This window comes from Specibacter cremeus (genome assembly GCF_003946885.1).
GTDB classification, from domain to species: domain Bacteria; phylum Actinomycetota; class Actinomycetes; order Actinomycetales; family Micrococcaceae; genus Specibacter; species Specibacter cremeus.
This window is the reverse complement of record NZ_RWKQ01000013.1, coordinates 28,729-54,049: the sequence shown is the minus strand read 5'-3', so window position 1 is coordinate 54,049 and position 25,321 is coordinate 28,729. Positions and strand designations below refer to the sequence as shown.

Genomic DNA, 25,321 nt, shown 5'->3' with positions numbered 1-25,321 from the left:
CCCGCAGGAGCAAAGGAAGCACCGCCACCATGGCCAAGCGCCAACGCCCGGCTGATGACATTTTCGCCGAGGATTTCACCGAGAACATCGTCGAGATCGACGTCAGCCACGAAATGGAGGGCTCGTTCCTCGAATACGCGTACTCGGTCATCTACTCGCGTGCGCTGCCGGACGCCCGGGACGGGCTGAAGCCGGTGCAGCGGCGCATCCTGTTCATGATGAGCGAGATGGGCCTGCGCCCGGACAAGGGCCACGTGAAGAGCACGCGTGTGGTCGGCGAGGTCATGGGCAAGGTGCACCCGCACGGCGACGCCGCGATCTACGACGCCATGGTGCGCATGGCGCAGGACTTCTCGCTGCGCCTGCCGCTGATCGATGGGCACGGCAACTTCGGCTCGCTCGACGACGGCCCGGCCGCCCCGCGCTACACGGAGGCCCGGATGGCCGCCCCGGCGCTGGCGCTCACGGACAACCTGGACGAGGACGTCGTCGACTTCGTCCCGAACTATGACAACCAGATGATGCAGCCGTCGGTGCTGCCGGCCGGGTACCCGAACCTGCTGGTCAACGGCGCCTCCGGCATCGCCGTCGGCATGGCCACGAACATGGCGCCGCACAACCTGGGCGAGGTCATCGCCGCCGCCCGGCACCTGATCGCCCACCCGGACGCCACGCTGGCGGACATCATGGCGTTCGTGCCGGGCCCGGACCTGCCCTCGGGCGGGCGGATCGTGGGCCTGGACGGCATCCGGGACGCGTACGCGCGCGGCCGGGGCTCGTTCAAGACGCGCGCCAAGATCGGGGTGGAGCAGCTTTCGGCCCGCCGCACCGGCCTGGTCGTGACCGAGCTGCCGTACCTGGTGGGCCCGGAGAAGGTCATCGAGAAGATCAAGGAGGCCGTCAACGCCAAGAAGGTCGCCGGCATCGCCGACGTCATCGACCTCACCGACCGGGTCAACGGCCTGCGCCTGGTCATCGAGATCAAGAACGGGTTCAACCCGGCCGCCGTCATCGCGCAGCTGTACCGCCACACGCCCATCGAGGACTCGTTCGGCATCAACAACGTGTGCCTGGTCGACGGCCAGCCGCAGACACTGGGACTGCTGGAACTGCTGCGCGTTTACGTGGAGCACCGCATCGACGTGGTGCGCCGCCGCACCGCGTTCCGGCTGGCCAAGAAGCAGGACCGGCTGCACCTGGTCGAGGGCCTGCTGCTGGCCATCGTCGACATCGACGAGGTCATCCAGGTCATCCGCGCCTCCGACGAGGCCGCCGCCGCCCGCGCCCGGCTCATGGAGATCTTCGAACTGAGCGAGATCCAGGCCGACCACATCCTGGCCCTGCGGCTGCGCCAGCTGACCCGCTTCTCGCTGATCGAGCTGGAGGCGGAACGCGACAAATTGCGCGAGGAGATCGCCGAGCTGGAGGCCATCCTAGGCTCCACGGAGCGGCTGCACACGCTGGTCTCCGATGAGCTGGCCGAGGTGGCGGACAAGTACGCGACGCCGCGCCGGACCGTGCTGCTGGAATCCGAGGCCGTGGCGCCGTCGGTCGCGAAGGCGCTGGCCGCCGCCGGGCCGAAGGGGAAGGCGGCCGCGCTGCCGTTGGAGATCGCCGACGACCCGTGTTGGGTGATCCTGGGCGCCAGTGGGCAGATCGCGCGCACCGCCACCGCCGATCCCCTGAACGACGACGGCCCGCGGGCCCGGCACGATGTGTTCCGTTCCGTCGTGCGCACCACGGCCCGTGGCGAGATCGGCGCACTGACGTCGACCGGCCGGATGATCCGCCTGCAGGTCGTGGACATGCCGGTGCTGCCGGTCACGGCGTCGTTGCCGAACCTGGCCGGCGGCGTGCCGGCGAAGGAATTCCTGACCCTCGGGAAGGGCGAATCGCTCATCGGCTTCGCGCCGCTGAACGCCGTGGTGGCCGTGGGTACGGCGGCGGGCGTGGTCAAGCGCGTGCAACCGGACTACCCGTTGAACCGGGACGACTGGGAGTACATCGCGCTCAAGCCAAAGGACGCCGTCGTCGGCGTGGCCGTGGCCGCGGACGACGACGACCTGGTGTTCATCACGGCCCAGGCCCAGTTGCTGCGCTTTGCGGCGTCCACCGTGCGGGCGCAGGGACGCACGGCCGGCGGCATGGCCGGCATCAAGCTGGGCGCCGGCGACACGGTGATCAGTTTCGGTGCCGTCGCCGCCGGTGACACGGGCGCCGTCGTCGTCACGATTGCCGGCGGCACCGACGCGCTGCCGGGCACCGAGGCCGGCAGCGCCAAGGTCACGGCGTTCGACGAGTACCCGGCGAAGGGCCGAGCGACCGGCGGCGTGCGGGCGCACCGGTTCCTGAAGGGCGAGGATTTGCTCCTGCTGGCGTGGGCCGGGCACGGCCCGGCCAAGGCGTCGGCGGCGAACGGCGCGGTCCGGGCCCTGCCCACCGAGTACGGGCGACGCGACGGGTCCGGCATCGCGCTGGCCCAGGCGATCGACCTGGTCGGTCCGGCCGTGGACGGGCAGGCGGAATCCGTTCCGGCTCCCGCGCCGGACGACGTGCCGTTGCAAGCGGCCTTCGAGCTGGATTAGGACGGCGCGCGCCCGGCGCCGTGGCCTAGACTGGCGCCATGGCGATCACCCCTGACACGAAGGACTGGACGTGGGTGCTCAGGCGTCCCTGCCCGGAATGCGGCTTCACGGCCGACAACACGACGCCGGCCGCCGTGGCCAGCACCATCCCCGCCCTGCTCCCCCGCTGGCAGGGCGCCCTGAAACGCCAGGACGCCGACGTCCGCCCGGACGACTCGACCTGGTCGACGCTGGAGTACGCCTGCCATGTGCGGGACGTGTTCGGCGTCTTCGAGGCCCGGCTGAACCTGATGCTGGGCCAGGACAACCCGACGTTTGCCGACTGGGACCAGGACCAGGCCGCCGTGGACGGCGACTACGCCGGACAGGACCCGGCCGTCGTGGCCCGTGAGCTTGCACAGGCGGGCACCGACGCCGCCTCGGCGTTCGCTTCGGTGACGGAGGAGGACTGGGGACGGCGCGGCCTGCGCAGCAACGGTTCGGCGTTCACGGTCCTGACGCTCTCGCAGTACTTCCTGCATGACGTCATCCACCACCTGCACGACGTCCACGCCTGACCGGCCGTTTCCACTTATCAGTCCAGCACGAGGTCCCACGCCATGGACCGGCGCAGCAACCGGTAGCCCATGTGCTCATAAAGCCCGACGGCGCCGGTCGGGTTCTCGCTGTCCACGTCAAGCGCCGCCCCGACCATGCCGGCGGCCCTGAACCGGGCCATGGCGTCGGCCAACAGCGCCGCAGCCACCCCGCGCCCGCGCCAGGGGCGCCGCACGCCGAGCAGCTCCGTGTAGCCCCGGGCCCTGCCCTCCCGTTCCATGATCGTGGCGTCGTACATGGCCAGCTGGTACCCGGCCACCTCCCCCGTCGCGTCGTCCACGGCCACCCCCGACCACCCGGGGCGGAAGTCGTCGTGCCCCAGCAGGAATCCCCACCGCCGCGCATCGCGCGGGTCCGCACCCCAATGGTCGGCGAACGCCTCGTTGTGCGCCAGTCGCACAGCCTCGTGCAGGTCCGCGGTCAGCGGCACGATCGACACCCCGGAGGGCACGGACACCGCAGGCAACGAGTCCAGCGGCCGCACCATCTCGTCGAAGTACCGCGCAATGGAGAAGCCCGCTCCGCGCAGCAATGCCTGGCTGGCCGCCTCGTTCTCGAACGTGCGCGCCCGGGCCCGGGCGGATCCGGTGGACCGTTCACGCACCCGCGCCACCTGCCACGCCAGCACGGCCGAGCCGACACCCCTTCGCTGCCAGGCCGGGTCCACGCCGCCTGTCACGTAGGCCGCGTCGGCGTCCGGCGCCTTCGACACCCGCGCGTGGGCGCGCGGCACGCCCCCGCCGTCCACACCGAGAAGCGTGTCCAGGGCCGGGTCGTACACCGCCGTGCCGAACACCTCGGCCAGGTCGGCGGCGCCCTCATGCCACGGCGCGTCGGCGGCGTCGGCGATGCGGGTCATAAGCGCCGCCCACGGCTCCACGTCCGCCGGCGTGGCGGGGCGGAATTCGAGACCGTCGGCGGCGGGCGGCAAAGCGTTCATCGCGCCAGCGTAGCAGCCTCCCCCAGCGCCGGCTCGCCCAACGAAAGGTGGGCGTCGTCCGGGCCCACCAGCCCGGCGTCATGCGTCACGAGCACCACGGCCGTGCCGGCGAGCGCGCCGCGCAGGTCGGCGATGAGGCCGGCCGATTCGTCGGCGCCCAGGTGCGCGGTCGGCTCGTCCAAAAGCACGACGGCGGCGCCCGCCACGAGCGTGCGGGCCGCCGACACGCGGGAACGCTGCCCGCCGGAGAGGTTGTGCCCGCCGGGCCCCACGCGGGTGTCCAGGCCGTCGGGCAGGGCCGCGAACCACGGACCGAGGCCGACGGTTGCCAGCGCGGCCGTGAGTTCCCCGTCCGCCGGTGCGTCGCCGGCCGGCCTGGCGAGGGCCAGGTTGGCGCGCAGCGTCGAGTTGAACAGGTACGGCTCCTGCGGGCACCAGGCGACCTGTGCCAGCCGCGGGCCGGCGGCCGGGGCGCCGCCCAGCGTGTAGCGGCCGCGCTCCGGGGGCAGGAAGCCGAGCAGCACCGCCAGCAGCGTCGACTTGCCCGAACCCGACGGGCCCGTCACCGCCCACCACGACCCGCGCCCCACTCCCCCGGACACGTCCGTGAACACCGGCCCGGCGGCGCCCGGGTAGCGGGCGCTCACGTCGTCGAGCCGCAGCGTCCGCACCCGCCCGGCAGGCCCTGATGCCGGGGCACCGCCGTCAATGACGGTCGGCGGGGTGTCCAGCAGCGGCATGGTGCGCTTCATCATGGCCGCCATGACCGGCAGTTCGCCGATGGCCGCCACGTACATGCCCAGCGGCTCGGCCAGCGCCAGCATGAGCAGGGCGGCCACGGCGGCCGCCCGCGCGTCGGCGCGGCCCGCCACGGCCAGCAGCGTGACGGCGACGGCCGCGGCACCCGTCAGCACGGACACGCCCGCCTGGCCGAGCCCCGACGTCCACGCCACCCGCCGCAACGGCCCGGAGACGGCCAGGTCGCCAGCGCGGAAGCGTTGCGCCTGCACCGTTCCCACGCCGTTGACGGCCAACTGGTCAGCGGCACCGAGCAGCGTCGTGGCGCGGCCCGCCAGCCAGGACCGGTGCACGGCGGACGCCGCGGCGGCCCGGCGTTGCAGCGCCCACACAAGCAGGGGCAGCGCGACGAGCGTCACCGGCCCGGCCACCCAGACGACGACGGCGGCGCCCGGCAGCAGCCACGCCGTGACGGCCAGGATGGCGGCGTACGACAGCACGGCGGCCGGCAGCGGCACGATGGCCCGCGGCAGGGCGTCGCGCAGCTCGTCGACGTCCGCAACGAGGGTGCCCAGCGCCCCGCCCGTGCGTGTCAGCTTCCCCCACTGGCCCACGTTGCCGGCCAGGGCGTCCCACAACCGCACGCGCAGCGTCGTGGTCCAGCGCAGCACGGCGTCGTGGACGAGCAGCCGTTCGGCGTAGCGCAGCACGGACCGGCCGATGCCGAACGCGCGCACACCCACGATCAACGTCATCAGGTACATCATGGGCGGCTGCCACGACGCCCACACGATCAGCCACCCGGAGATGCCGGAGAGCGCCGCCGCGCTGAGGGTCGCCAGCGCGGCGACGACAACGCCGGCGGCGAACCGGGCCGAGGCCAACGGCAGCCGGCACAGCCAGCGCCACCGGAAGCGGACGGGGCCTGATGAACCGGTGCCGGCATCCGTGTCGGCCGGCCCGATGGTTGTGCTGGTGCCGGCAGTCACGAGGGGCGCGGAGGAGGCCGGGGCGGGCTCGGCGGTTGCCGGCGTCCCGCCCGTTTCGGCGCTCCCGCCGAGCTGCCCGGACAGCAGCCGGTCGTGCGTGGCGACGACGACGGCCACGGACCCGCGCAGGCCGGCCACCGCGGCGCGCACCAGCGCGGCGGAGGCGGGGTCCAGGTGCGCCGTGGGTTCGTCGAACAGGGCGAGCTCCACGGCCGGGTCGCAGACGATGCGCGCCAGCGCCCGTGCCACGGCGACGCGGCGCAGCTCCCCCGGGCTGCAGTCCGCCACCGGGCGGTCGGCCAGGTGCGCCGCGTTGACGGCGGCCAGGGCGGCGGCGACGGCGTGGGCCGGGACGGGAGCCTGGTCCGGGCCGGCCGCGTACAAGGACACCTCGTCCCGGACCAGCTCCTCGGTGAATGCCGGGTGCTGGGCGACCCAGACGGTGCGGCCGGCGGCCGGCAGGTCAACGGTCCCGGCCGTGGGCGGCAGCAGCCCGGCCAGGACGGCGAGGGCGGTCGACTTGCCGGTGCCGCTGGCCGTGGACAGCACGGCCGTGCCGCCGCGCGGCAGCTCGAGACTGAACCCGGCCAGGGCCGGTTCGGTGCGGCCCGGGTAGGCCAGCGTGACCTGACGGGCGCGCACGACGTACGCGCCGCCGTCGTCCGTCCCCGCCACGACCGGAACCGGAGACTCGTCCGCCAGGATGGCGCCGACCCGCCGCAGCGCCTCGACGCCGTCCTCGCTGCCGTGGTGGGCGGCGCCCACGTCGCGCAGCGGGCGGAAGCACTCCGGGGCCAGCATGAGCGCCAGCAGCCCCGCCTCCAGCCCCATGGCGCCGCCGACCAGGCGCACGCCGATGAACACGGCCACGACGGCGACCGAAATGGTGGTGATCAGCTCGAGCGCCATGGCGGACAGGAACGCGGTGCGCAGCGTCGCCATGGTGGTCTGCCGGTAGCGGTCGGAGATGTCGGTCAGGGCGCGGCGCTGCGCGGTGGCACGGCGCAGGCCCACGAGCACGGGCAGGCCGTGGGCCAGCTCCAGCAGGTGGGTGGAGAGCCTGTCCAGCCCGCGCGCGGCCGCCGCGACGCGGTCCTGGGTGTAGTGGCCGATCAGGACCATGAAGACCGGCACGAGCGGGGCGGTCAGCACGATCACGAGGGCGCTGACCCAGTCGGCGACCAGGATGCGCACGCCGATCAGCAGCGGCAGCACGGCGCAGCCGACGAGGGCGGGCAGGTACGTGGTGAAGTAGTTGTCCAGCCCGTCCAGGCCGCGGCTGGCCAGCATGCCCTCGGCGCCGGCATTGTCGTCGCCGTGGGCGCGGTGCCCGGTGAGCCGGTGTGCCAGCAGCCTGGCCCGCAGTTCCTCCTTCGTGCCGAGCGCGGCACGCCGGGCGGCGACCTGCTGCCCCCACACGGCCGCGCCGAGCATCAGCGTGCCGGCGCCGCCCTGGATGGCGAGCGCGGCCGCGTCCTGGGCCCGCCCGCCGGCCAGCGCGGCCAGCGCCTGGGCCAGCGCACCCATGAGGACGACGAGGGCGGCCGCCTTCAACGCGGCCAGCCCGGCCAGCGCCGCCAGCGCGAGGCGGGCGGGGCGGCCGGACGGCAAGTGCGGGCGGGGACTCATGCGGGGCTCACCGTGCAATCGCCGGCGCGAAGTCGTGCGGCTCGGGCAGGTGGTGGACGCTGATGCGCTTGCGGAACACCCAGTACGTCCACGCCTGGTACGCAATCACCAGCGGCACCCCGATGGCGGCCACGACGGACATCAGGCCCAGCGTGTACGGCGAGGAGGAGGCGTTGGCGACGGTCAGGTCCCAGGCGTGGTCCAGCGTGGATGGAAGCACCACGGGGAACACGCCGCTGAAGATCGCGGCGCTGCCGGCCAGCAGGAACGCCCCCATGGCCAGGAAGCCGACGCCCTCGCGGCCGGCCCGGGTTGCCAGCCACGAGACCACGGCGGCGGCAATGGCCACGGCCACCAGGATCCAGCTGAATCCCTTGCCGTTCTGCACCGCCACCAGGACCACCCAGGCCGCCAGCGGCAGCAGCCCCGCCGGCAACCAGCGGCGCACCAGGGCGCGGGCACGGTGGCGGACGCCGCCGTCGGTCTTCAACGCCAGGAAGGCCGCGGCCTGGATCAGGCAGAAGCCCACCACGGCCAGCCCGCCGAGCACGCCGGGCCAGGTGAACCAGGCAAACGGGCCGCCCACGCGGTCGCCATTGGCATCCAGCGGCAGGCCGGTGGTGGTCAGCGCCAGCATCATGCCGATGCCGAACGCGGCCACGAGGGACCCGACGGCGATGGCCCAGTCCCAGACCCGCCGCCAGGTGTCGTGCTGGACTTTGCCGCGGTATTCGAACGCGACGGCGCGGAAGATCAGCGCCAGCAGCACGAACACCAGCGGGATGTACAGGCTGGAGAACAGGGACGCATACCAGAGCGGGAACGCCGCGAACGTGGCGCCGCCGGCGGTGATCAGCCAGACCTCATTGCCGTCCCAGACCGGGCCAACGGTGTTCAGGAGCAGGCGCCGCTCCCTTTCGTCGCGGGCAAACGCCTTCATCAGCATGCCGACGCCCAGGTCGAAGCCCTCCAGGAACAGGTACCCGGTCCACAGCACGGCGATGAGCACAAACCACAGGGTGGGAAGGAAGTCCATTGTCTCTAGTCCTTGGGTCCGGGAAGCGGGGTCGGTTCGGGGCTGCCGGCAGGCGGGCTAGTAGGCAAACGCGAGCACATCGTCGCCGCCCTCCCCGCCCGGGCCGGGGCCGCCGGTGCCGTGGCCGCCCAGCTCGGGCATGGCCGAGGCCACGCCGCCGCGGATGTACTTGGTCAGCAGCCTCACCTCCACCACCAACAGCACCGCGTAGACGGAGCCCAGCGCCACGAGGGAGAAGACCAGTTCGCCGGCGGAGACGCCAGGGGACACGGCGGCGGCGGTGAACATGAACACCTGGTCGATGCCGCTCATCGCCGGGTTGGGCGCCACCACGAACGGCTGGCGGCCCATCTCGGTGAAGATCCAGCCGGCCGCGTTCGCCCCGAACGGGGCCAGGATGCCCACCAGCGCCAGGCGCATCAGCCATTTCGACTCGGGGACGGTGCCCTTGCGGGCGATGAAGAACGCGATGAACGCCGCCAGCGCGGCCAGCCCGCCGAAGCCGATCATCATGCGGAAGCCCCAATAGGTGACGGGCATGACGGGCACATAGTTGATGGGCTGGCCGGCCCGGTCACCGTAGATCGGGTTGTCCGGCAGGCGGGTGCCGTACTTGGCCTGGTATTCCGGCACCAGCGTGTTGACGCCCTTGATGTCGGTGGAGAAGTCGTTGTGGGCCAGGAAGGAAAGCAGGCCGGGGACCTCCATGACGGCCACCACCTTGGAGCAGTCGCGGCTGCTCAGGTCGCCCAGGGACAGGATGGAGAAGCTGGTGCCGTCGTGGCAGGCGGCCTCGGCGGCGGCCATCTTCATGGGCTGCTGCTCGAACATCAGCTTGCCCTGCATGTCGCCGGAGATGGCCGTGCCGGCAAACGCGAGCATGGCGACGACGGCGCCGATGCGCAGCGACTTGATCCAGACGGCGTGGTCCGCCTTGTCGCGGCCGGGGATGGCGACCGATTCGCCCACGACGACCCGGCCGTCGGCGCCCACGGTGTCGATCCCGTCACGGCGGCGGCGCCACAGGTGGTACCAGGCGATGCCGAGCAGGAAGGCGCCGGCCACGGCCAGGGCGCCGGTGATGGTGTGGAAGAACGCCACGAGCGCGGTGTTGTTGGTGAACACGGCCCAGGCATCGACCATGTGCGGCTTGCCGTTGGCCATCTGCACCCCCACCGGGTGCTGCATCCAGGAGTTGGCCACGAGGATGAAGTACGCCGAGACCACGGAGCCGACGACCGCCACCCAGAGGCAGGCCAGGTGGATCTTGGCCGGCAGCTTCTTCCAGCCGAAGATCCACAGGCCCAGGAACGTCGATTCAACGAAGAACGCGAGCAGCGACTCCATGGCCAGCGGCGCGCCGAACACGTCGCCGACGAAGCGGCTGTACTCGCTCCAGGCCATGCCGAACTGGAACTCCTGGACGATGCCGGTGGCCACGCCCATGATGAAGTTGATCAAGAACAGCTTGCCCCAGAACTTCGTGGCGCGCAGGTATTCCTCCTTGCCGGTGCGGTGCCAGACGGTCTGCAGGACGGCCACCAGCAGCCCCAGCCCGATCGTCAGCGGCACCATCAGGAAGTGGTACACCGTCACGATGCCGAATTGCCAGCGCGCAATCTCCAACGCGTCCATTTTTCCCCTTCGAACGAGGTCGGGCGAGTGAGTTCTACGTGGCGTAGAACTGTAACTTCTACCTACTGTAGAACATCGTCGGGAAAACGGGTACATTTGTAGTGTTACATGTTGGAAGCATCACGCGCGAAGGAATCACATGGCCACACTTGGGGAACTCGAACGGGCCGTCATGGACCTGCTCTGGGAACATCCGGAAGCAATGACGGCGAACACCTTGCGGGATCTGCTGTCGTCTCGTCCCAGCGCCGCGGACCAGTCCCGCGACACCCGGCCACTGGCGGTCACCACCGTGCTGACCGTGCTGTCCCGGTTGGAGAAGAAGGGCCTGGTGGAGCGCGAACGCTCCATCCGTCCGCACCGCTACAAGGCCGTCACCTCCCGCGCCGACCATACGGCCGAGCTCATGCTCGAGGTGCTCGGTTCGGCGCCGGACCGCGAGGCCGTGCTGGCCCGCTTCATCGGCACCGTCAGCGACGGCGAGGCCGCCACGCTGCGCAAGCTGCTCGGCGGCCACTAGCCTCGCCGCAGCCGCACACCCCGGCACGCTAGCCTTAAACCATGTTCTGGACCTCATGGTTCCTCGCCGCCCTGGCCATCATCCTGGCCTGGCCCGTGCCGGTGCTGCTGTCGCGCGCCCACTGGCCGGCCCGGGCGCCGTTCGCGGCCATGGTGCTGTGGCAGGCCATCGCGCTGGCCGGCGGGCTGTCCATGGTCGGCGCCATGCTCTGTTACGGCCTGGTCCCGCTGGGCGGCAACCTGGCGGCGGGCCTGCGCGGGGTGGTCGACATCATCCTGGGCCGGCGCTCGCTCGACGAGCTGGGGCTGGTCCACGCGTTCGCCCTCAGTGCCGCCGCTTTGCTGTCCGCCCACCTGGTGTTCACGCTGTGGCTGACGTATTACCGGATCATCAAGCAGCGTCGCCGGCACCGCGAATTACTGACCCTGCTCAGCTCTCCCTCACTTGACCGCCCGGACACGCTCGTCATCAACCATGAGGCGCCGGTGGCGTACTGCCTGCCGGGCGGGGCCCGGTCCATCACCGTCCTGTCCGACGGGCTGATGACGCTGCTCTCGGACGACGAGTTGCATGCGGTGCTCATCCACGAGCAGACGCACCTGGCCCAGCGCCACCACCTGCTGCTGTGGGCGTTCGCGGCCTGGCGGTCGGCGCTGCCGTGGCTGCCCACGTCCAAGCTGGCCCAGCGGTCGGTGTCGTCGCTGATCGAAATCCTGGCCGACGACGTGGCGCTGCGGACCGTCACCCCGAACACGCTGGTCACGGCCATCGCGCTGGTGGCCAGCGGGTCGGCGCAACTGCCGGCCAGTTCGCTGGTGGGCTCCGGCGCGGAGCAGATCGACACGCCGGCGACGACGTCGGCCCGGCTGGGCAGGCTGCTCACCCCGGCCCCGGCGATGGGGACCGGCGGGCAGGCGCTCGTCCTGGCGGTGGCGCTGCTGTTGCTGGCCGTGCCGACGGCGCTGCTGATCGTCCCCGGCGCGTTCGGCTAACCTGAGGGCATGACCGAGATCCTCAGGTTGAGCGCCTTCGCCGAAACGGCCGACGGCGGCAATCCCGCCGGTGTGATCCTGGACGCCAGCACCCTGACGGCCGGGCAGATGCTCCGCATCGCCGCCGATCTCGGCTATGCGGAGTCGGCGTTCGTAACGGCCCCGCCCACCGCGGCGGCGCCACGCGCGGTGGGCATCCGCTACTACTCCCCCATCGCCGAGGTGCCGTTTTGCGGGCATGCGACCGTCGCCACGGCGGTCGCCCTGGCCGAACGCCACGGCGTGGGACCGTTCGTCTTCGAGACCGCCGCCGGTCCGGTCGTCCTGGACACGTCCCGCTCCCCGGACGGGATCATGGCGTCGTTCACCTCCATCGAACCGGCCGTCAGCGAACTACCAGATGGCGACCGCGATGACATCCTGGCCCTGCTGGGCCTGGGTGTCGTGGACTTGGCCGCCGGCTACCCACCCCGTTTGTCCCATGCCGGCAATCCGCACCCGGTGCTGGTGCTGGCGCGGTCCGACGCGTTCGACGCGTTCACGTTCGACCCGGCCGCCATGCGCGCCCTCATGGACCGCCGGGGCTGGACGGGGACGGTGACCATCCTGCACGCCATGTCGGGGACCGAGTTCGAGGCCCGGAACCCGTTCCCCGTCGGCAGCATGGCCGAGGACCCGGCCACGGGGTCCGCGGCGGCGTCGGTGGGCGCGTACCTGCGCGACCTGGGACTGATCGCCGTGCCCGGCCACGTGGTGATCCACCAGGGCCGGCACGTCGGCCGGCCCAGTGTCCTGCACGTCGACGTCCCCGTGACCGGCGGCATCACCGTCACGGGGACGGCCACGCCCATTGCCGGCTGACGGCTACGCGTCGATGCGGTCCCGGTCCAGCTGCGCGCTGCCGGCGACGATGAATTCCTTGCGCGGGGCCACGTCCTGGCCCATGAGCAGCTCGAACGTGCGCTCCGCGGCCTCGGCGTTCGCGGCCGTGACGCGGCGCAGCATGCGGTGGCGCGGATCCATGGTGGTCTCGGCCAGCTGGTCGGCGTCCATCTCGCCCAGGCCCTTGTAGCGCTGGATCGGTTCCTTGTAGCGTTTGCCCTGCTTCTCCAGCTTCGCCAGCAGCGCGTGCAGCTCGGCCTCGGAGTACGTGTAGACCATCTCGTTCGCCTTCGCGCCGGCGTTGACCACCTCGACCCGGTGCAACGGCGGCACGGCCGCGTAGATGCGCCCGGCGTCGATCATGGGCCGCATGTACCGGAAGAACAGCGTCAACAGCAGTGTGCGGATGTGTGCGCCGTCCACGTCCGCATCCGTCATGAGCACGATCTTCCCGTACCGGGCGGCGGGCAGGTCGAAGGTGCGCCCCGACCCGGCCCCGACGACCTGGATGATGGCCGCGCATTCGGCGTTGGCCAGCATGTCGCCCACCGACGCCTTCTGCACGTTCAGGATCTTGCCGCGGATCGGCAGCAACGCCTGGAAGTCGGAGGAACGGGCCAGCTTCGCCGTGCCGAGGGCGCTGTCGCCCTCGACGATGAACAGTTCGCTGCGCGCAACGTCGTCACTGCGGCAGTCGGCCAGCTTCGCCGGCAGGCTGGAGGTTTCCAGCGCGTTCTTGCGCCGCTGGGTTTCCTTGTGCACGCGCGCGGAGATGCGCGACTTCATCTCGGAGACGACCTTCTCCAGCAGCTGCGCCGTCTGGGTCTTGTCGGCCCGGGCCGTGGACGCGAACTTCGCCTTGAGTTCCTTCTCGACCACCCCGGCCACGATGGCGCGCACGGCCGGGGTGCCCAGGACCTCCTTCGTCTGCCCCTCGAATTGCGGCTCGGCCAGGCGGACGGTCAGCACGGCCGTGAGCCCGGCCAGCACGTCGTCCTTCTCGATCTTGTCGTTGCCGGCCTTCAACTTGCGTGCGTTCGCCTCGACGGTCTTGCGGAACGTCTTGAGCAGCGACGCCTCGAAGCCCTCCTGGTGCCGTCCGCCCTTCGGCGTGGCGATGATGTTCACGAAGCTGCGCATGGTGGTGTCGTAGCCGATGCCCCAGCGCAGCGCGATGTCGACCTCGCAGTCGCGCTGCACCTCCGTGCTCTTGAGGTGCCCCCTGTCGTCGAGCACGGGCACGGTTTCCTTGAACGCGCCGTGCCCCTGCAGCCGCCAGATGTCGGTGACCGGGCCGTCGGCGGCCAGGAAGTCGACGAACTCGGAGATGCCGCCGTCGTGGTGGAACACCTCCACGTGCGGGCCGGACTCCCCCGGCGTGCCGGCCAGCCGCCGCTCGTCGCGGATGGTCAGCCGCAGCCCGGGCACCAGGAACGAGGTCTGCCGGGCGCGGGCGACCAGGTCGGGGTAGGAGAACGCGGCGTCGGGCGTGAAGATCTGGCGGTCGGCCCAGTACCTGATGCGCGTGCCGGTGACGCCGCGTTTCGTGCTGCCCACGACGTCCAGGGAGGACGTCGAGACGAACGGTTCGAAGGCGGCGTCCGGGCCCGGCCTCCCGCCCACGTCCTTGAAGTGGCCGGGCTCGCCGCGCCGGAAACTCATCTGGTACGTCTTGCCGCCGCGGTCCACCTGCGCGTCCATCCGGGCGGACAGCGCGTTCACGACGCTCGCACCCACGCCGTGCAGGCCGCCGGAGGCCGCATACGAGCTGCCGCCGAACTTGCCGCCGGCGTGCAGCTTCGTCAGCACCACCTCCAGGCCGCTGAGCCCGGTCTTCGGTTCGATGTCGACGGGGATGCCGCGACCGTCGTCGTGCACCTCCACCGAGTTGTCCGGGTGCAGCACCACGAGGATGTTCTGCCCGAACCCGGCCAGCGCCTCGTCGACCGAGTTGTCGATGATCTCCCACAGGCAGTGCATGAGCCCGCGCGAATCCGTGGAGCCGATGTACATGCCGGGGCGTTTCCGGACCGCTTCCAGCCCCTCGAGCACCGAGAGGTGGCGGGCGGTGTAATCGGAATTCTGGCGTGCCACGGTCGGCGGCTCCTTTTGCATCAAGTACGACGGCGAGACCCCCGCCTGCCGCTGCCGGCCGACGGGTCCCCCATCAAGGTTAACGCGTGCCGGCGCGGTCGCCGTGTAAGCGGGCGAGGCGGGCGTGCCGGGCACCGCCCGCTACGCGGTCAGCGAAAGTGGGGCGTCAGGTGAACTGAAAAGGGTGCACGGATGGTTGTATGGGGTACAGGTACTACGAAGGAGGCCGCCATGATGAACGCAGTTGCCGAGCAGAAACTGAACACCCTGGACCGTTGCGACCGTTGCGGGGCGCAGGCCTACGTGCGCGTCGTGCTCGAGTCCTCGGGCGGCGAACTCCTTTTCTGCGGCCACCACGCCCGCGGCGTCGAGGCGTCGCTGCGCCCACTGTCCTCCGCCTGGCAGGACGAGACCGGCCGGCTCCTGGAGAAGGAACCCGTCGCCGTCGACTGACAGGTCGACTGACACCCTGGCGGGCCGTTCGGCCCGCGAAAGGGATGCGAAAGGGAGGGACCCCGCGGGTCCCTCCCTTTCGCATGGGGATCAGTCCAGATAGTCGCGCAGGACCTGCGACCGCGACGGGTGGCGCAGCTTCGACATGGTCTTGGACTCTATCTGGCGGATGCGCTCGCGCGTGACGCCGTAGACCTTGCCGATCTCGTCTAAAGTCTTCGGCTGTCCGTCGGTGAGGCCGAAGCGCATGGCGACGACGCCGGCCTCCCGCTCGGAGAGCGTGTCCAGCACGGAGTGCAGCTGCTCCTGCAGCAGCGTGAACGACACGGCGTCCGCGGGCACCACGGCCTCGGAGTCCTCGATCAGGTCGCCGAACTCGGAGTCGCCGTCCTCGCCCAGCGGCGTGTGCAGCGAGATCGGCTCACGGCCGTACTTCTGGACCTCCACGACCTTCTCCGGGGTCATGTCCAGCTCCAGGGCCAGCTCCTCGGGCGTGGGTTCGCGACCCAGGTCCTGGAGCATCTGGCGCTGCACGCGGGCCAGCTTGTTGATGACCTCGACCATGTGGACGGGGATGCGGATGGTGCGGGCCTGGTCGGCCATGGCGCGGGTGATGGCCTGGCGGATCCACCACGTGGCGTACGTGGAGAACTTGAAGCCCTTCGTGTAGTCGAATTTCTCGACCGCACGGATCAGGCCCAGGTTGCCTTCCTGGATCAGGTCCAGGAACAGCATGCCGCGGCCCGTGTACCGCTTGGCCAGCGACACGACAAGGCGCAGGTTGGCCTCCAGCAGGTGGTTCTTGGCCCGCTTGCCGTCGTGCACGATCCGGACCAGGTCACGGCGCAGCTGTGGGTCCATCTTGTCCGCGTCGGGACCGTTCAGCTTGGAATCGGCGAACAGGCCGGCCTCGATGCGCAGGGCCAGGTCGACTTCCTGCTCGGCGTTCAGCAGCGCGACCTTGCCGATCTGCTTCAGGTAGTCCTTGACCGGGTCGGCGGTCGCGCCGGCCGACATGACCTGCTGGACGGGCGCGTCGTCGTCGTCGGCGTCGGAGTACACGAAGCCGCTGCCGGTGGCCGGGGCCGCCGCTTCGCCGGACTGCTCGTCGTCATCCTTCGCCACGTCCTCGGCGTCCGGCTCGATGGCGTCGTCCGTGTGCTCGAGATCCACGTCGGCCGGCCCGGCCGCCTCGTCGTGATCGTCGCCGTCGTCCGTCGCGGCCTTCTTCGAACCGGCCTTCTTCGCTGCCGCCGCCTTGCGGCCGGCCCTGGCCGGCGCGTTGCCGCCGGCGACCTTCTTGGCGGCGAGCGTGGCGGCCCTCTTCTGCGCGGGCGTCAACGCCTCGGTGGTCACCGAGGCTGCGTCCCCGGCAGGTGCAGAGTCATTGCTCTTGGAAGTTGCAGACACAGAAAACCTTTCATGCAGCGGCCTGTGGCGTCACCTGCGGGTAACACCACTATGACCCTGTCAAGTCCGCGATGCTTTTCCGGACAGCATCACACGCTTGAAGGGTCATGATGTACAACTGCCGCCGCCGCGACATTGTTCCCGTCGCGGGCAGGCATGTTGGTCATTATGGACCGTCAGCGGTGTTGGTGCCTGAAAACACGGACCCAACCGGGTCGTCGGCTTTCATTGTCTCATGGCTGGCCCACCCACCCGGTCAGGCCGCCTCCTCGCCAAGCGGATCACCCCGCCACGCGGTGCGGGGGTGCTTGGCCCAGCCGGCGATGACGCCGGCGTCCAGCAGCCGCTCCAGGAGCTCCGCCAGCCGGTAGCCCGGCCGGTATCGCTGCGCGGCCTGGAAGTACACCCCGGCCCACGTACCCCTGCCCTTGCACCACTGGATCCAGCCGAGCATGCACAGCACGGGCGCCTTGTCCGGGCCGCCGGACGAACAGGCCAGGAAAAGGAGCAGCGCCTGGGCGCGGGCCAGCCGAGGCCAGTCGGGGGCAAGCCGGGGCGGTCCGTCGACGGCACCGCCCAGGACCACCTCCGTGTACAGCCCCGCGTGCATGTCGCGCAGGTCGGCGGCGTCCGGTGTCTGGCCGGGCCGTGGTACCGCGTAGGCCGCCGCGTCGACGTCGTCCCACCCGGCGGGCGCCACCGGCCCGGCGGAGGGGCGGTGGACGATCCGGACGGCGTCGGCGCCGTTGAAGGCGGCCTCGGGCGACTGCGCAAACTGGACCAGGACCGTGTCGCGCACCCCGACGTTGCCCAGTGATGCGAGCAGGAAGGCGGCCGTGGCGGCGTCCGGTGGCGTCGGCCAGTGTGTGAGCGCCCGCTCCCAGACGGCCAGTGTCACGGCCAGCTGGTTCTCGTCGGTGCCGCGGGCCAGCAGGTCCCGGCGCAACGGGCCGAGCAGGGACCGGACGGTGCGTGCAAAGGCCCGGTCGGCGACCTTGACCAGCTCGGGTACGGCGTCGAACGGGTTGTCCCTGACGGTGCTGCCGCGATACACGAGCTCGGCGCTTGCCCGGCTGCCCAGGATCTCGTCGTTGGGCCGGCCGGGAAATCCGCACGGGTCGGCCTCGGTGCAGTCGTAATGCCGGTAGTGTCCCGGGCCGACGTGCCAGGCGTCGTGGACGGGGATGCCGGCCCGGCCGAAGGCGTGCAGCATCGCCTCGAACAGGGCGGCATGCGGCCGGTCGCCGGGGCCGGCCCACTCGGCGTCGTCGAAGAAGGCGACCAGCGCCCCGTCCGCCTCCCCGTCGACAGCCAGGTGGTGCGCGGCCGTGTCGGCGAAGCGCCGGGCACTGACCGTTCCGGCGGCGGGCAGGTCCATCCGCATGGTGGCCCGGAGCCGCGGACCGGCCATGCCGATGCAGACGACGGCATTGCTCGGCCAGTACCCGACGATGTGCGGGATGACCGCGAGGATGTCGGCACCCGTGCTGACCCGAATCGCCTCGAGCGGTTGGTCCGGGAGCGCGGGCGGACTAGCGGGCGGGCCGGCCGGCGGCCGGTCCGGACCCGTGCCGGGCCGGGCAGCGCCGGACGTCGGCACACGGGGCTTTCCATCGCCCGCCGTGGCCGCGCCCGCCTTGGTCGAGCCGGCCTTGGACCTGCTTGCCTTTGTCGTCTTTGATGCACCCGTGCCGGGGTTGGCTGTGCCTGCGGTGGCGGGGTGCTCGTTGTTTTCTTTCATGCCCCAAGGCTGCACGGACCCGGTACCGGCCGACAGGGTGGGCGGTGCGGCTGTGGACAAGACGTGCCGTATCCGCCGAAATGACGTCCTGTGGAGGACGGGGCCGCGCCGTTATGGTTCCCGGCGTCCGCCGCGTACTTCCTGGCGTTCGCGCCGAAACTGGGCGCGCCGGCGCCTGTTGTCCGCCAGCGCGACACGCAGCGGCGGCACCGCCGAACCGGCCTCCGCCATGCGCCGTCGCACCTCGCGCCGGCACGCGATGATGCACACCGTCCCGAACGCGATGAGCACCAGTTGCACGGACATGGCGATGCGGAAGGAATCCAGGGAATACAGTTCGCCGCCGGCGCTGTTGTGCAGCAGGTCCAGCACGAGGCCGATCACGTACATGGCGATGAGTGCGGCCACGAACCCGCCGACGTTGACGATGCCGGTGGCCGTGCCGATACGGTGCGACGGGTTGTACGTGCGGGCCAGGTCGAACCCGATCATCGAGGCCGGCCCGCCCAGCGCCTGGGCGAGTACCAGCACCACCAGCAGCCACAGCGGCGCAGGCCCCGGATAGAGCAGCACGGCGGCCCAGCTGACGGCGATGAGCGCCGTCACGGCCAGCACCATGGTTGAGCGACGCAGCGGATGCCGGCCCACCCAGCCGCCCAACAGCGGACCGCAGATGATCCCGACGACGACGAACAGGCTCAGCAGCACGGTCGCGACGGCGGGGGCGACGCCCTGGCCGGAGACGAGGAACGGATAACCCCACGTGAGCATGAACACCGTGCCGGTGAACTGGACGGTGAAGTGGCTCCACATGCCCAGCCGCGTACCCGGCTGCTGCCAGGCCCTCGCCAAGTCCCCGGCCGACTCCCTGAGACCGGGCTGGGGGGCGGCGGGCGCGGCGTCGGGCCAGTTGCGGATGGCGGCGGCGGACGCCACGCAGGCCAGCAGGCCGAGCGCGGCGCAGCCCAGGAACGCCTGGCTCCACCCCGCCTGGTGCAGCACGAAGGCAAACGGGATGACGCTGATGAGCTGGCCGAACTGGCCGAACTGGCCGGTGAGCTGGGTGAGCACCGGAACGCGGGCGGTCGGGAACCAGGCCGGGATGAGGCGGATCACCGCGATGAAGGTCATGGCGTCCCCGGCGCCGACGAGCACACGCCCCACGACGCCGCCCGGCACCGACGTGGCGGCGGCCAATTGGATCTGTCCGATGGCCATGAGCCCGGCGCCCGTGGCGATCATGACGCGTGGGCCGAACCTGTCGACGAGGACGCCGACGGGAATCTGCAGGCCCGCATAGACGAGCAACTGCAGGACGGTGAACGCGCTCAGGGCCGACGCCGTCGCGTTGAAGCGGTCGGTCGCCGCCAGCCCGGCCACGCCGAACGACGTTCGCTGGGTGATGGCGATCAGGTAGGCGAAAACGCCCACGCCCCAGACGATCCACGCTTTCCGGCTATCCACCGGTCCAGTCTAGGGTGAAACCTCAGCGGCGCCCGTCATCGTCGCCCGGACGGGCGTCACGACTGGCCAGGTAGGCCTCGACCGCCGCACCAAGCTCATCGGCGTCCGGCAATTCGTCGCCCTGTCCGGCCAGCAGCGACCGGCGGCCGGCGCCGTCGCTGAACTGGTCGTACTGCTTCTCCAGGTTCGTCACGACCGCCTGGACCTCGGCCGAGGAGTTGACCTGGTCGGCGATCTGGCGTTCCACCGCCCGCCCGGCCTCGCGCAGTCGCTCGCTGGGCAGCATCAGCGTGGCCGCGGCGCCCAGGTATTCGAGCGCCGCCACGGCCGCGGGCGGGTACTCGGCCTCGGCCAGGTAGTGCGGGACATGGATGGCGTAGCCGACGACGTTGCGGCCGGCCTCGGTCAGCCGGACCTCCAGCAGTTGGCCGATCGACGCCGGGATCTCCACCGTGCTCTTCCAGGCCGAAATCCCCTCGATCAGCTCGGGCCGGTTGCCGTGCACGGTGGCGCCGATGGGCCGGGTGTGCGGCACCGGCATCGGCACGGCCTGCGCCCAGGCGACGAGGTTCACGTCGAAGCGTTCCACCAGGGCCAGCACCGCCCGTGCGAACCGCTCCCACTGCAGGTCCGGTTCGCTGCCGGCCAGGTACAGGAACGGCTGGCCGAGCGGGTCATGCAACAGGTACAGGCACAGCCGGGGCTGCTGGTAGTCGGTCAGGTGATCCTCGTCGAACGTGATCCGCGGCCGGCGGGACCGGTAGTCGAGCAACTGGTCGATGTCGAACACGGCCAGCGGTTCGGCGTCGAGCTGCTCCAGCAGTTCCCCGGCGACCTGCCCGGCCACGTGCCCGGCGTCGGCGAAACCGGTGTAGGTCATCAGGAGGTTCAGCCCGCGCAGGTCCGCCTCCCCAATGAGCGTCTCATTGAGCGCGTACAGGCCGTGCGGGTCCTGGAACGGGGTGTACTGCAAGTCTTTCAATTTCTCCTCCGGGCAGGTTCTCTACCCCATAACAACGTCGCGGGTGCCCGGAAACATTCCGGGCACCCGCCGATTCCCACGGCATGGGCAGTGGTCAGTTCGCCACATGGACCTCGACGAACGGCGGCTTCACGACGGTCACGGCCAGTTTGCGGCCGCGGATGTCCAGGGCGAGCGTGTCGCCCGGCTGCACGGACGGATCAACGAGGGCCAGTGCGACGCCGGCGCCCAGGGTCGGCGAGAATGTCCCGGACGTCGTGTGGCCGACGACGGCGCCACCGCCGTCCAGCACGTCGATGTCCGCGCGCGGGACGCCCCGGTCGGTGGCGAGCAGGCCCACGGACTTGCGCGGCGCACCGGCCGCCTTCTGCGCCACCAGCACGTCGCGGCCCCAGAACGCGTCCTTCCCCCACCCGACGGCCCACCCGACGCCCGCCTCCAGCGGCGTGATGGACGTCGACAATTCGTGGCCGTGCAGGGCGTACCCCATCTCCGTGCGCAGCGTGTCGCGGGCGCCCAGGCCGGCCGGCAAGCCCGCCGCCTGCTCGACGGCGGCCGCGAGCGCGTCCCAGACGACGGCGGCGTCCGCCCACCGCGGCACGATCTCGTAACCGTGTTCGCCGGTATAGCCGGTCCGGCAGACGGTCAACGGCACCGGCGTGCCGGCGATGGTCACGGTGGCGTCCACGAAGGCCATGTAGCCGGTGGGCTCGGGCAGGCCCAGGGCCTGCATGACGTCGGCCGACCTCGGTCCCTGGACGGCGAACACGCCGAACTCGCGGTGCCGGTCGGTGACCTCCAGCGCGATCCCCTCGGCGTCACGGGCGGCCTGCAGGGCGGCGACGACCGCGGCCGTGTTGGCCGCGTTCGGGATCAGGAAGACGTCGTCGTCCCCCCGCAGGTAGGCGATGAGGTCGTCGGTGACCGTGCCGGCATCGGTGAGTGCCAGCGTGTACTGGGCGCGGCCGGGGCCGATCCGGCCCAGGTCATTGGACAGGCAGCGGTTCGCGAAAGCCGCCGCGCCGTGCCCCGTGATCGTCGCCTTCCCCAAGTGGGAGACGTCAAAGAGGCCAACCGTCTCGCGAACCGCGGAGTGCTCCGCGACGACCCCGCCGCCGTCGTACTGCAGCGGCATCAGCCAGCCGCCGAACTCGGCCATCTTCGCACCATGCGCCACATGCCATTCATGCAGGGGGCCGTGCAGCAGTACGGGGGAATTTTCAGTCATGGCCCAACGGTACCGCAGCGGCCGTGGCAGCCGCGGCGGCCGCAGGCAAGCGGCTACGATCAGTACGAAGAGGCACAGCCATCACACCAACACGATCGGAAGCGGATTTCGTGGTCACCACTCAAGACATCACCTTCAACGTCATCGCCGGGAACCTGTTGAAGACGGCGGCGGACGCGCTCGTCGTCGGCGTCGGCAAGGGCGCCGACGGCCCCGTCCTGCTCGATTCGCCGCTGCCGGCCGACGCGGTCGCGTCGCTGGCCGCGTCACTGGAGGGGCTCGGTGTCACCGGGGCCGCCGACCAGGTGGTCCGCGTGCCGGGCCTGGCCGAGACGGGCGCGAAGGTGCTGGTCCTGGCCGGCGTCGGCAAGCTCGGCAACGGCGAAATCACGGAGGAGGCGCTGCGCCGCGCCGCCGGTTCGGCCGTGCGCCAGCTGGCCGGCCTGGCCCATGTGGTGATGGCGTTGCCGACGACGTCGGTCGCCCAGATCGCCGCCATCGCCGAGGGCGCCGCACTGGGCGCCTACCAGTTCGACAGCCTGCACTCGAGCAAGGATGGCCGGAAGGCCCCCGTCGCCACGGTGACCATCCACACCTCCCTGTCGAAGGCCCCGGAACTCGCCACCGCCCTGGAACGCGCCTCGGTCGTCGCCGCCGCCGTCAACGCCACGCGCACGCTCGTGAACGAGCCGCCGAGCCGGCTGTACCCGGCCACGTTCGCCGACGCGGCCAGGGACCTGGCCAAGGGGCTGCCGGTCAAGGTGACGGTGCTCGATGAGAAACGCCTGGAGAAGGAGGGCTACGGCGGTATCATGGGTGTCGGCCAGGGCTCGGCCCGCCCGCCACGGCTCGTCAAGGTGGAATACGCCCCCGCCAAGGCCTTGGTCTCGCTGGCGTTCGTCGGGAAGGGCATCACGTTCGACTCCGGCGGCATCTCCATCAAGCCCGGCGCCGGCATGATCACGATGAAGTGCGACATGGCCGGCGCGGCCGCCGTGCTCAACGCCGTGCTGGCCGTGGCGCGGCTCGGCCTGCCCGTGAAGGTCACCGGCTGGCTGTGCATCGCCGAGAACATGCCCTCCGGCACGGCCATCCGCCCCTCGGACGTGCTCACCATGTTCGGCGGCAAGACCGTCGAGGTGCTCAACACCGACGCCGAGGGCCGCCTGGTCATGGCGGACGGGCTGGCGGCCGCGTCGCTCGAACAGCCCGACGCGATCCTCGACGTGGCCACCCTGACCGGCGCCCAGGTGTTGGCCCTCGGGCACCGCACGGCCGCCGTCATGGGCGACGAGGGGGTCAGCGCCGCCATCAAGGCCGCCGCCGACCGGGCCGGCGAGCTCATCTGGCCGATGCCGCTGCCCGAGGAACTGCGCCCGTCCCTGGATTCGACCGTGGCGGACATGGCGAACATCGGCGAACGCATGGGCGGCATGATGACGGCCGCCGTGTTCCTGCAGGAGTTCGTCGGGGCCGGGAAGGACGGGGCGACGATCCCGTGGGCGCACCTGGACATCGCCGGCCCGGCGTTCAACGAGTCCGGCGCGTACGGTTACACCCCGAAACAGGGCACCGGCTACGCCGTTCGCACGCTCATCGCCTATGTCGAGGACGTCGTGTCCCGTGCCGCATAGGGCCGCGTGACACTGGCCACAAACCTATTCCGCATCCCATGGCATGGGTGGAGCATGGTACGAGTGACCGCTAAGGTGAATGCACTAGTGTTTGCCGAATTTTGAGTACCTGGCGCGCAAACCCGCGCGCCACCAGAATACGAGGGAGCGTCTAAGTGGCCGAACAGGCACCTGCGCAAGAATTTGACATCCTGATTCTCGGCGGCGGCAGCGGCGGTTATGCCGCGGCACTGCGCGCCATCCAGCTGGGCATGACGGTCGGCCTGGTGGAGAAGAGCAAGCTTGGCGGTACCTGCCTGCACAATGGCTGTATCCCCACGAAGGCGCTGTTGCACGCGGCCGAGGTTGCCGATCACGCCCGCGACGGTGCAAAGGTCGGCGTCAATGTCGAACTGACCAGCATCGACATGGCCGGCGTGAACGCGTACAAGGACGGCATCGTCGCCGGCAAGTACAAGGGCCTGCAGGGCCTCATCAAGGGCAAGGGCATCACAGTCATCGAGGGCGAGGGCCGGCTGACCGCCGCCAACACCGTCACCGTGAACGGCGTGAACTACACGGGCAAGAACATCGTGCTCGCCACCGGATCCTACTCGCGCACCCTGCCCGGCCTGGAGATCGGCGGCCGGGTCATCACCTCCGACCAGGCGCTGACCATGGACTACGTGCCCAAGAGCGTGATCGTGCTCGGCGGCGGCGTGATCGGCGTCGAATTCGCCTCCGTGTGGAAGTCGTTCGGCGTGGACGTCACCATCGTCGAGGGCCTTCCCTCGCTGGTTCCCAACGAGGACGCCTCGATTGTCAAGGTGCTCGAGCGCACGTTCCGCAAGCGCGGCATCAAGTTCAACACCGGCACGTTCTTCCAGGGCGTGGAGCAGGACGACGACGGCGTCAAGGTCACCCTGGTGGACGGCAAGACGTTCGAGGCCGAGTTGCTGCTCGTCGCCGTCGGGCGTGGTCCGTCCACTGCCGGCCTGGGCTTCGAGGAGGCGGGTGTCACGATCGACCGCGGCTTCGTCATCACGAACGAGCGCCTGCACACCGGCGTCGGCAACATCTACGCGGTCGGCGACATTGTCCCCGGCGTCCAGCTGGCGCACCGCGGCTTCCAGCAGGGCATCTTCGTGGCCGAGGAGATCGCCGGCCTGAACCCGGTCGTCGTCGAGGACATCAACGTCCCGAAGGTCACGTTCTGCGATCCCGAGATCGCCTCCGTCGGCCTGAACGAGATGCAGGCCAAGGAGAAGTACGGCGACGCCAACGTCGAAAGCACCGAGTACAACCTGGCCGGCAACGGCAAGAGCGCCATCCTCGGCACCGGCGGCATCATCAAGTTCGTGCGCGAGAAGGACGGCCCGGTGGTCGGCGTGCACATGATCGGCACCCGCATCGGCGAGCAGATCGGCGAGGCCCAGCTCATCGTGAACTGGGAGGCGTACCCGGAGGACGTGGCCGGCCTCATCCACGCCCACCCGACGCAGAACGAAGCCCTCGGGGAAGCGGCCATGGCCCTGGCGGGCCGCCCGCTGCACGGCTAGCGAATCATCTCGGTGCACCCGGCGCATGCGCCGGGTGCACCGCATCACATCAGCACACATTTGGGAAGTCGGGCATTTTGCGAGGGACAGCGTCACCCGTGCGTTCCGTGCAGTGCATCACAGACTTAAGCGAAAAGAATTTAGGAGAACGGGGACGAAATGTCTGAATCCGTGAACTTGCCCGCCTTGGGTGAAAGCGTCACCGAAGGTACTGTCACGCGATGGCTCAAGCAG

General features: G+C 70.7%; 18 protein-coding genes and 1 pseudogene (1 of these 19 cut by a window edge). 9 read left to right on the top strand and 10 right to left on the bottom strand.

Annotation, left to right across the window (positions count from 1 at the left end):
* The first annotated feature begins 29 nt into the window (after nt 1–29).
* Both EJC77_RS06805 and EJC77_RS06800 read left to right on the top strand, forming a co-directional pair.
* A complete protein-coding gene (locus tag EJC77_RS06805) occupies nt 30–2,585 on the top strand; it encodes a DNA gyrase/topoisomerase IV subunit A (RefSeq protein WP_125610935.1) in 2,556 nt (851 codons plus the stop codon).
* 38 nt (nt 2,586–2,623) lie between these two features.
* Nucleotides 2,624–3,142, top strand: coding sequence for a DinB family protein (locus EJC77_RS06800; RefSeq protein ID WP_125610933.1), 519 nt, complete (start codon nt 2,624–2,626; stop codon nt 3,140–3,142).
* Nucleotides 3,143–3,159: 17 nt separating this feature from the next.
* On the opposite strand, the gene EJC77_RS06795 is transcribed toward EJC77_RS06800, so the two are convergent.
* Genes EJC77_RS06795 through EJC77_RS06780 form a run of 4 tightly spaced genes read right to left on the bottom strand, consistent with a single transcriptional unit; the run spans nt 3,160 to nt 10,149 of the window.
* Nucleotides 3,160–4,122: a GNAT family N-acetyltransferase gene (locus EJC77_RS06795; RefSeq protein ID WP_125610931.1), complete on the bottom strand. Its 963-nt coding sequence runs from the start codon at nt 4,120–4,122 to the stop codon at nt 3,160–3,162.
* Nucleotides 4,119–7,478: a thiol reductant ABC exporter subunit CydC gene (gene cydC / locus EJC77_RS06790; RefSeq protein ID WP_125610929.1), complete on the bottom strand. Its 3,360-nt coding sequence runs from the start codon at nt 7,476–7,478 to the stop codon at nt 4,119–4,121. The genes EJC77_RS06795 and cydC overlap by 4 nt, the downstream gene beginning before the upstream one ends.
* A gap of 7 nt (nt 7,479–7,485) precedes the next feature.
* Entirely contained in the window at nt 7,486–8,514 is a 1,029-nt protein-coding gene (gene cydB / locus EJC77_RS06785; protein ID WP_125610927.1) for a cytochrome d ubiquinol oxidase subunit II, read from the bottom strand.
* A gap of 57 nt (nt 8,515–8,571) precedes the next feature.
* Nucleotides 8,572–10,149: a cytochrome ubiquinol oxidase subunit I gene (locus tag EJC77_RS06780; RefSeq protein ID WP_125610925.1), complete on the bottom strand. Its 1,578-nt coding sequence runs from the start codon at nt 10,147–10,149 to the stop codon at nt 8,572–8,574.
* A gap of 139 nt (nt 10,150–10,288) precedes the next feature.
* On the opposite strand from EJC77_RS06780, the gene EJC77_RS06775 reads away from it, so the two are divergent.
* From EJC77_RS06775 to EJC77_RS06765, 3 genes are read left to right on the top strand one after another with little or no spacing between them, the layout of a single operon-like run.
* A complete protein-coding gene (locus EJC77_RS06775; protein ID WP_125610923.1) occupies nt 10,289–10,669 on the top strand; it encodes a BlaI/MecI/CopY family transcriptional regulator in 381 nt (126 codons plus the stop codon).
* A 41-nt stretch (nt 10,670–10,710) separates the two neighbouring features.
* Complete coding sequence (locus tag EJC77_RS06770) at nt 10,711–11,661, top strand: M56 family metallopeptidase (RefSeq protein ID WP_125610921.1); 951 nt, start codon at nt 10,711–10,713, stop codon at nt 11,659–11,661.
* Nucleotides 11,662–11,670: 9 nt separating this feature from the next.
* Nucleotides 11,671–12,522, top strand: coding sequence for a PhzF family phenazine biosynthesis protein (locus tag EJC77_RS06765; RefSeq protein ID WP_125610919.1), 852 nt, complete (start codon nt 11,671–11,673; stop codon nt 12,520–12,522).
* Nucleotides 12,523–12,525: 3 nt separating this feature from the next.
* Here the strand turns inward: EJC77_RS06765 and EJC77_RS06760 are convergent, their stop codons facing one another.
* A complete protein-coding gene (locus EJC77_RS06760; RefSeq protein ID WP_125610917.1) occupies nt 12,526–14,658 on the bottom strand; it encodes a DNA gyrase/topoisomerase IV subunit B in 2,133 nt (710 codons plus the stop codon).
* Nucleotides 14,659–14,868: 210 nt separating this feature from the next.
* Here EJC77_RS06760 and EJC77_RS06755 point away from each other — a divergent pair, with 210 nt between their 5' ends.
* On the top strand, nt 14,869–15,090 hold the full coding sequence (locus EJC77_RS06755; RefSeq protein WP_125610915.1) for a DUF7455 domain-containing protein: 222 nt from the start codon (nt 14,869–14,871) through the stop codon (nt 15,088–15,090).
* Nucleotides 15,091–15,180: 90 nt separating this feature from the next.
* On the opposite strand, the gene EJC77_RS06750 is transcribed toward EJC77_RS06755, so the two are convergent.
* From EJC77_RS06750 to gcvT, 5 genes are all read right to left on the bottom strand, one after another.
* Nucleotides 15,181–16,500, bottom strand: a complete 1,320-nt coding sequence (locus tag EJC77_RS06750; protein WP_125610913.1) for an RNA polymerase sigma factor — start codon at nt 16,498–16,500, stop codon at nt 15,181–15,183.
* Between the two features lie 256 nt (nt 16,501–16,756).
* Nucleotides 16,757–18,241: a DUF4192 domain-containing protein gene (locus EJC77_RS06745; protein WP_125610911.1), complete on the bottom strand. Its 1,485-nt coding sequence runs from the start codon at nt 18,239–18,241 to the stop codon at nt 16,757–16,759.
* Nucleotides 18,242–18,352: 111 nt separating this feature from the next.
* Nucleotides 18,353–19,705 carry an MFS transporter gene (locus EJC77_RS06740; protein ID WP_125610909.1) on the bottom strand — a complete coding sequence of 451 codons (1,353 nt, stop codon included), beginning with the start codon at nt 19,703–19,705 and terminating at the stop codon, nt 18,353–18,355.
* A 22-nt stretch (nt 19,706–19,727) separates the two neighbouring features.
* Nucleotides 19,728–20,687 (bottom strand): proteasome assembly chaperone family protein, encoded by a 960-nt coding sequence (locus EJC77_RS06735; RefSeq protein ID WP_420820303.1) that lies wholly within the window; start codon nt 20,685–20,687, stop codon nt 19,728–19,730.
* A 94-nt stretch (nt 20,688–20,781) separates the two neighbouring features.
* Nucleotides 20,782–21,915 (bottom strand): glycine cleavage system aminomethyltransferase GcvT, encoded by a 1,134-nt coding sequence (gene gcvT, locus EJC77_RS06730; RefSeq protein WP_125610907.1) that lies wholly within the window; start codon nt 21,913–21,915, stop codon nt 20,782–20,784.
* A gap of 110 nt (nt 21,916–22,025) precedes the next feature.
* Between gcvT and EJC77_RS06725 the strand changes: the two genes are divergently transcribed.
* The 3 genes and pseudogenes from EJC77_RS06725 to sucB form a co-directional block, all read left to right on the top strand.
* Nucleotides 22,026–23,549, top strand: a complete 1,524-nt coding sequence (locus EJC77_RS06725) for a leucyl aminopeptidase (RefSeq protein ID WP_125610905.1) — start codon at nt 22,026–22,028, stop codon at nt 23,547–23,549.
* A gap of 155 nt (nt 23,550–23,704) precedes the next feature.
* On the top strand, nt 23,705–25,087 hold the full coding sequence (lpdA, locus tag EJC77_RS06720) for a dihydrolipoyl dehydrogenase (RefSeq protein ID WP_125610903.1): 1,383 nt from the start codon (nt 23,705–23,707) through the stop codon (nt 25,085–25,087).
* A 159-nt stretch (nt 25,088–25,246) separates the two neighbouring features.
* Nucleotides 25,247–25,321 (top strand): annotated as a pseudogene (gene sucB, locus EJC77_RS06715) (2-oxoglutarate dehydrogenase, E2 component, dihydrolipoamide succinyltransferase); it runs 1,623 nt beyond the window's last position.

Coding starts and splice junctions, on each gene's coding strand:
- EJC77_RS06805 (WP_125610935.1), top strand. CDS start 30: ATGGCCAAGCGCCAACGCCCGGCTGATGACATTTTCGCCGAGGATTTC.
- EJC77_RS06800 (WP_125610933.1), top strand. CDS start 2,624: ATGGCGATCACCCCTGACACGAAGGACTGGACGTGGGTGCTCAGGCGT.
- EJC77_RS06795 (WP_125610931.1), bottom strand. CDS start 4,122: ATGAACGCTTTGCCGCCCGCCGCCGACGGTCTCGAATTCCGCCCCGCC.
- cydC (WP_125610929.1), bottom strand. CDS start 7,478: ATGAGTCCCCGCCCGCACTTGCCGTCCGGCCGCCCCGCCCGCCTCGCG.
- cydB (WP_125610927.1), bottom strand. CDS start 8,514: ATGGACTTCCTTCCCACCCTGTGGTTTGTGCTCATCGCCGTGCTGTGG.
- EJC77_RS06780 (WP_125610925.1), bottom strand. CDS start 10,149: ATGGACGCGTTGGAGATTGCGCGCTGGCAATTCGGCATCGTGACGGTG.
- EJC77_RS06775 (WP_125610923.1), top strand. CDS start 10,289: ATGGCCACACTTGGGGAACTCGAACGGGCCGTCATGGACCTGCTCTGG.
- EJC77_RS06770 (WP_125610921.1), top strand. CDS start 10,711: ATGTTCTGGACCTCATGGTTCCTCGCCGCCCTGGCCATCATCCTGGCC.
- EJC77_RS06765 (WP_125610919.1), top strand. CDS start 11,671: ATGACCGAGATCCTCAGGTTGAGCGCCTTCGCCGAAACGGCCGACGGC.
- EJC77_RS06760 (WP_125610917.1), bottom strand. CDS start 14,658: ATGCAAAAGGAGCCGCCGACCGTGGCACGCCAGAATTCCGATTACACC.
- EJC77_RS06755 (WP_125610915.1), top strand. CDS start 14,869: ATGATGAACGCAGTTGCCGAGCAGAAACTGAACACCCTGGACCGTTGC.
- EJC77_RS06745 (WP_125610911.1), bottom strand. CDS start 18,241: ATGAAAGAAAACAACGAGCACCCCGCCACCGCAGGCACAGCCAACCCC.
- gcvT (WP_125610907.1), bottom strand. CDS start 21,915: ATGACTGAAAATTCCCCCGTACTGCTGCACGGCCCCCTGCATGAATGG.